The following is a 6368-nucleotide window of genomic DNA, read 5'->3' as shown; positions in this document are numbered from 1 at the left end:
AGCTCAGTTGGTAGAGCAGTTGACTTTTAATCAATTGGTCGCAGGTTCGAATCCTGCACGACCCACCAATTTAACATCAAACTCAGATGTTAAACGTGAAGGATAACGTTGCTTCAGCAACGGCCCGAAGGGCGAGGCGAAGCCGAGTCATCCTGCACGACCCACCAATTTAACATTGAATATTAAATTGGTGACGAGTAAAAAATCTTTCAGGTAACACCCGAATGGGTCGTTAGCTCAGTTGGTAGAGCAGTTGACTTTTAATCAATTGGTCGCAGGTTCGAATCCTGCACGACCCACCAATATTAAGGTGGTTACTGGTAGAGAACGTGAAGGATAACGTTGCTTTAGCAACGGCCCGAAGGGCGAGGCGAAGCCGAGTCATCCTGCACGACCCACCATCCTGAATGATTAATTAAGAAAGTCCCGTAAGGGGTCGTTAGCTCAGTTGGTAGAGCAGTTGACTTTTAATCAATTGGTCGCAGGTTCGAATCCTGCACGACCCACCAATTTAACATCAACATCAGATGTTAAACGTGAAGGATAACGTTGCTTTAGCAACGGCCCGAAGGGCGAGGCGAAGCCGAGTCATCCTGCACGACCCACCAGTGTAAAAAGGCGCCCTAAAGGCGCCTTTTTGCTATGCGCAGAATGTAACGATTCGAACCTGCGTAGCGCCTGATGACGCTTCGTTTACCAGGCCGACAATGATTGATCGGGTCAATGGCTACGCCCTTCCTGTCCGGATAAGACGTCAGTCGCCATCCGGCATTATCAAGCGCAATTGTTGTGACTTTTGCCGCTCAATCCGCTATCTTGTTTAGCATATAAAACAAATATGACCGATCATGGCATGCATCACGCCTTAAGTCGGTTAATTCGTTAAGCTAGCAAAACGAGAAAGCATGATGAGCGTGATGTTTGATCCTGAAACCGCAATTTATCCGTTTCCCCCGAAGCCGGTACCGCTGAGTGCCGATGAAAAAGCGTTCTACCGCGAAAAAATCAAGCGTCTGCTGAAAGAGCGTGATGCGGTGATGGTTGCGCACTATTACACCGACCCCGAAATCCAGCAACTGGCCGAAGAGACCGGCGGCTGTATTTCTGACTCACTGGAGATGGCCCGCTTTGGCGCCAATCATCCCGCCTCGACGCTGCTCGTTGCAGGCGTTCGCTTTATGGGGGAGACGGCTAAAATTCTCAGCCCGGAAAAAACAATTTTAATGCCGACCCTCGAGGCGGAATGCTCGCTGGATCTTGGCTGTCCGATCGACGCATTCAGCGCGTTCTGCGATGCCCATCCGGATCGCACCGTCGTGGTTTATGCCAATACCTCCGCGGCGGTTAAGGCTCGCGCCGACTGGGTGGTGACGTCCAGTATCGCGGTTGAACTGATTGAGCATCTGGATAGTTTGGGTGAAAAAATCATCTGGGCACCGGATCGCCATCTCGGAAAATATGTTCAAAAGAAGACAGGGGCGGATGTCCTTTGCTGGCAAGGGGCGTGCATTGTCCATGACGAGTTCAAAACGCAGGCGCTGAGTCGCATGAAAGGTTTATACCCGGACGCCGCGATCCTGGTTCACCCGGAATCACCGCAGGCGATAGTGGATATGGCTGATGCTGTCGGTTCCACCAGCCAGCTCATTAATGCAGCTAAAACGCTGCCACATCAGCAACTTATTGTTGCTACCGATCGGGGTATTTTCTACAAAATGCAGCAGGCGGTACCGGACAAAGAGTTGCTGGAAGCGCCCACAGCCGGAGAAGGCGCCACCTGCCGCAGCTGCGCGCACTGTCCATGGATGGCGATGAACGGCCTTAAAGCCATCGCTGAGGGGCTGGAGCAGGGTGGGCAGTCCCATGAGATTCAGGTTGACGAAGCGCTGCGAGAAGGCGCATTAGTGCCGTTAAACCGTATGCTGGAATTTGCGGCTACACTACGTGCGTAGATAATCACACGCTCCGGGGGAAAAGATGGACTTTTTTAGCACGCAGAACATTCTGGTACATATACCCATTGGTGCTGGGGGGTACGATCTGTCGTGGATCGAAGCGATAGGCACTATCGCGGGGTTGTTGTGTATTGGTCTCGCCAGTATGGAGAAGATCAGCAACTACGTTTTTGGCCTGATTAACGTCACGCTGTTTGCGATCATCTTTTTCCAGATCCAGCTCTACGCCAGCCTGCTGTTGCAGCTTTTCTTTTTCGCCGCCAACATTTACGGCTGGTATGCGTGGTCGCGGCAGACCACGCAGAATGAGGCGGAGCTCAAGATTCGCTGGCTGCCTCTGCCGAAGGCGCTGGGCTGGCTGGCGGTTTGTGTGGTGGCGATCGGTTTGATGACAGTCTATATCGACCCAGTCTTTGCTTTTCTGACCCGTATTGCGGTATCGATCATGCAGATACTTGGCCTGCAGGTTGCCGTACCGGATTTACAGCCCGATGCCTTCCCGTTCTGGGATTCCTGCATGATGGTTTTGTCGATCGTGGCGATGATCCTGATGACCCGCAAATACGTTGAGAACTGGCTGCTCTGGGTGGTGATCAATGTGATTAGCGTGGTGATCTTTGCCCTGCAGGGGGTCTATGCGATGTCGCTGGAGTACCTGATCCTGACCTTCATTGCGCTTAACGGTAGCCGGATGTGGATTAACAGCGCGCGCGAACGAGGCTCACACGCGCTGTCCCATTAGTGGTGATGATGTGAATGGCCGGACACTTTCTGATTGAGATCGCAGTCCGGCCCGTGACAGGGCTGATATTCCATCTGAATGGTGGCGTGTGCAATCTGGTAATGATGAATCAGAAAATGCTGGATGCGCGCCAGCAGCCCGTCATGATCGTGCGGTGGGATCACCTGTACATGCAGGGTCATGACCGGTTTTTCCCCCACCATCCACACGTGTACGTGATGGACGTTTCGCACTTCAGGAAGCTCCCTGCTGAGGTGGCGCTGCAGCGCAGCGATATCCAGCGAAACCGGGGCACCTTCCAGCAACTCATTCACGCTATCTTTCAATAAGCGCCACGCACTGCGCAGGACCAGCAGTGAAACCAGTATTGACAGAATAGGGTCGGCAGGCGTCCAGCCGGTCCAGATAATAATCACCGCCGCGATGATGGCCCCCACAGAACCCAATAAATCCCCCATCACATGCAACGCCGCGGCGCGTACGTTCAGGTTTTTCTCTTCGCTGCCGCGGTGGAGGATCCAGAAGGCAAGGATGTTTGCCAGCAATCCGGCGATGGCGATGACCATCATCATGCCGCCCGCCACCGGACGCGGCGTGTAGAAGCGCTCAATCGCCTCCCAGACGATTAAAATCGTAATCACGACTAACGCAATCGCATTGACGAAAGCGGCCAGCGTCGTCAGTCTCAGCCAGCCAAAGGTGTGGCGGATAGTCGGCGGTCGGCGGGCGAACTGAACGGCCAATAGCGCAAACAACAGTGCGGCGGCATCGGTCAGCATATGCCCTGCGTCGGCGAGCAACGCCAGTGAACCGGATAAAATCCCGCCCACTACCTCCAGCAACATAAAGCCTGCCGTGATGCAAAACGCGAGCATCAGACGGCGGGCGTTGCCATCCTCGGGCAGATGAGGGGCCGAATGTGAGTGTGAGTGCGCCATAATGTCATCCCTTGGGTATTCTTTTCTTAACTGTATGACATCATACCGTTTCTGGATTAATAAATTAAAAAAGGAGAGCCTGAGCTCTCCCGTTATTAGCCATTTCAGTGTTACTGATCAGTGTTACTGAGTGGTGCCATCGGTTTTAGTATCAACGTCGTTGTTAATGCCATTTCCGGTTTCCACTTTTTTATTCACATCCGGGCAGCGCCCGTCCTTACACATGGTGTTTTTGTGCACCTCATCTTTGGTCATCCCCTCATGGTTCATCGATGAACCATTCGGATGCAGCATTGTGCCACCTGAGTTGATGTTGTCGTTATCGACATTATTTGGCGCCACGTTTTCTTTTGCATCCGGAGCGACCTGGCCTGCGTCGGCGGCGGCGTTCGCCTGGCCATTATTGGTCTGGGCGCTGGTTTCGGCTGCCAGCGCTGCGCCGCTGGCAAGGCTGAGCGTAGCGGTCAGGAAAAGTGAAGCTAATTTTGTCATTTTCATCAGATGCTCCTGTTATGGTTGAGATGTCGGATAACGTCTTCCAACAGTGCATATGCCAGTCAAGGGTCAGGCAATGGTTAACGATCTCAAACGAGCGCAAAGGCTCAGCAGAGAATCTTGAAAAGATTCATAAACAGAGTGGTTACAGTTAAAAATTGTAGGTTAGATCTCGTTTTTCGCTACTTTGTGGCGTTTTTTAGCTGAATTCCAGGATTATTCCGTCCGAAGTGTAAAAGCCCGTTTACACTTTTTGGCTGAGGATATAGATTGGAGGGATTGCATTCATTTAGATAAGTATGGCAACGCTGGAATAATCATGAATTATCAGAACGACGATTTACGTATTAAAGAGATCAACGAGTTATTACCCCCTGTCGCACTGCTGGAAAAATTCCCCGCTACAGAAAATGCCGCCAACACGGTTGCCCATGCGCGTAAAGCCATTCACAAAATTTTGAAGGGGAATGACGATCGCCTGCTGGTGGTGATTGGGCCGTGCTCTATTCATGATCCTGTGGCGGCGAAAGAGTACGCAGGTCGTCTGCTGGCGCTGCGCGAAGCGCTGAAAGGCGAGCTGGAAATCGTCATGCGTGTCTACTTTGAAAAACCGCGTACGACCGTTGGCTGGAAAGGGCTGATTAACGATCCGCACATGGATAACAGCTTCCAGATCAATGACGGTTTGCGCATTGCGCGTAAGCTGCTGCTGGATATTAACGACAGCGGCCTGCCGACGGCAGGTGAATTCCTCGATATGATCACCCCGCAATACCTGGCGGACATGATGAGCTGGGGCGCGATTGGCGCGCGTACTACCGAATCTCAGGTTCACCGTGAGCTGGCGTCGGGTCTTTCTTGTCCGGTCGGCTTCAAGAACGGTACTGATGGCACCATTAAAGTGGCGATTGACGCCATCAACGCCGCTGGTGCACCGCACTGCTTCCTGTCTGTCACCAAATGGGGTCATTCTGCCATTGTGAATACCAGCGGTAACGGCGATTGCCATATCATTCTGCGCGGCGGCAAAGAGCCGAACTACAGCGCTGCACATGTCGCGGCGGTGAAAGAGGGTCTGGCGAAAGCGGGTCTGCCTGCGCAAATCATGATTGATTTCAGCCATGCCAACTCCTGTAAGCAGTTTAAAAAGCAGATGGAAGTTGGGGCTGATGTCTGCCAGCAGATTGCTAACGGTGAGACTGCGATTATGGGCGTGATGATTGAAAGTCATCTGGTAGAAGGCAATCAGAACCCGGACAGCGGTGAGCCGCTGGTGTACGGCAAAAGCATTACTGATGCCTGCATTAACTGGGAAGATACCGACACCATCCTGCGCCAACTTGCGGATGCGGTAAAAGCGCGTCGCGGTTAAGTCTTGCGAATAGAAAGCCGACTCATTGAGTCGGCTTTTTTACGTCGTAAGGTAAATTACTTCGCTTTACCCTGGTTGGCGACGGCAGCCGCTTTCGCCGCGATCTCGTCGGCATTACCCAGATAGTAACGTTTGATTGGCTGGTAGTTTTCGTCGAACTCATACACCAGCGGCACGCCGGTCGGGATGTTCAGTTCGAGGATTTCGTCTTCGCTCAGGTTGTCGAGGTATTTCACCAGCGCGCGCAGAGAGTTGCCGTGCGCAGCGATGATCACGCGCTCGCCGCTCTTCATGCGCGGCAGAATGGTTTCATTCCAGTAAGGGATCACGCGATCGATGGTCAGCGCCAGGCTCTCGGTCAGCGGCAATTCTTTTTCCGTCAGTTTGGCATAGCGCGGATCGTGGCCCGGATAGCGCTCGTCATCTTTGGTCAGCTCCGGCGGGGTCACCGCGAAGCCACGACGCCACTGTTTAACCTGTTCGTCACCGTATTTCTCAGCGGTTTCTGCTTTGTTCAGACCTTGCAACGCACCGTAGTGACGTTCGTTCAGTTTCCAGGATTTCTCAACCGGCAGCCAGGCCTGATCCAGTTCATCCAGGACGTTCCACAGCGTATGGATGGCACGTTTCAGCACAGAGGTATAAGCAAAATCGAAGCTATAGCCTTCAGCCTTCAGCAGTTTGCCTGCTGCTTTCGCTTCACCCACGCCTTTCTCGGACAGGTCAACGTCATACCAACCGGTGAAGCGGTTTTCATTGTTCCACTGGCTTTCGCCGTGGCGTACCAGAACCAGCTTAGTTACAGCCATACTCTCACTCCTCAAGCTTTATCGAATGATAATAATTCTCATTATATTGCCGTGACG

At 52.7% G+C, this 6368-nt stretch carries 6 protein-coding genes, 2 tRNA genes and 1 other RNA gene; 6 read left to right on the top strand and 3 right to left on the bottom strand.

Annotation, left to right across the window (positions count from 1 at the left end):
- From OGW13_RS19685 to pnuC, 5 genes are all read left to right on the top strand, one after another.
- Positions 1-167: non-coding RNA, RtT sRNA (locus tag OGW13_RS19685), on the top strand.
- 59 nt (positions 168-226) lie between these two features.
- Positions 227-302 (top strand) — tRNA-Lys (locus OGW13_RS19680).
- A gap of 131 nt (positions 303-433) precedes the next feature.
- Positions 434-509 (top strand) — tRNA-Lys (locus OGW13_RS19675).
- A 399-nt stretch (positions 510-908) separates the two neighbouring features.
- On the top strand, positions 909-1952 hold the full coding sequence (gene nadA, locus OGW13_RS19670; protein WP_043001337.1) for a quinolinate synthase NadA: 1044 nt from the start codon (positions 909-911) through the stop codon (positions 1950-1952).
- Positions 1953-1977: 25 nt separating this feature from the next.
- A complete protein-coding gene (gene pnuC, locus OGW13_RS19665) occupies positions 1978-2697 on the top strand; it encodes a nicotinamide riboside transporter PnuC (RefSeq protein WP_044256522.1) in 720 nt (239 codons plus the stop codon).
- On the opposite strand, the gene zitB is transcribed toward pnuC, so the two are convergent.
- On the bottom strand, positions 2694-3635 hold the full coding sequence (gene zitB, locus OGW13_RS19660; RefSeq protein WP_061070364.1) for a CDF family zinc transporter ZitB: 942 nt from the start codon (positions 3633-3635) through the stop codon (positions 2694-2696). The two genes, pnuC and zitB, sit on opposite strands and share 4 nt — an antisense overlap.
- 123 nt (positions 3636-3758) lie before the next feature.
- Entirely contained in the window at positions 3759-4133 is a 375-nt protein-coding gene (locus OGW13_RS19655; RefSeq protein ID WP_043001334.1) for a YbgS-like family protein, read from the bottom strand.
- A gap of 316 nt (positions 4134-4449) precedes the next feature.
- On the opposite strand from OGW13_RS19655, the gene aroG reads away from it, so the two are divergent.
- The gene (gene aroG, locus OGW13_RS19650) at positions 4450-5502 is read left to right on the top strand and encodes a 3-deoxy-7-phosphoheptulonate synthase AroG (protein WP_043001333.1); all 1053 of its coding nucleotides are present in this window, start codon (positions 4450-4452) and stop codon (positions 5500-5502) included.
- Positions 5503-5558: 56 nt separating this feature from the next.
- Here the strand turns inward: aroG and gpmA are convergent, their stop codons facing one another.
- A complete protein-coding gene (gpmA, locus tag OGW13_RS19645; protein WP_043001332.1) occupies positions 5559-6311 on the bottom strand; it encodes a 2,3-diphosphoglycerate-dependent phosphoglycerate mutase in 753 nt (250 codons plus the stop codon).
- Between the last annotated feature and the right edge of the window lie 57 nt (positions 6312-6368).

The organism is Citrobacter sp. Ca225 (genome assembly GCF_030337175.1).
GTDB lineage: Bacteria > Pseudomonadota > Gammaproteobacteria > Enterobacterales > Enterobacteriaceae > Citrobacter_A > Citrobacter_A amalonaticus.
This window is presented reverse-complemented; position numbering and strand designations above follow the sequence as displayed.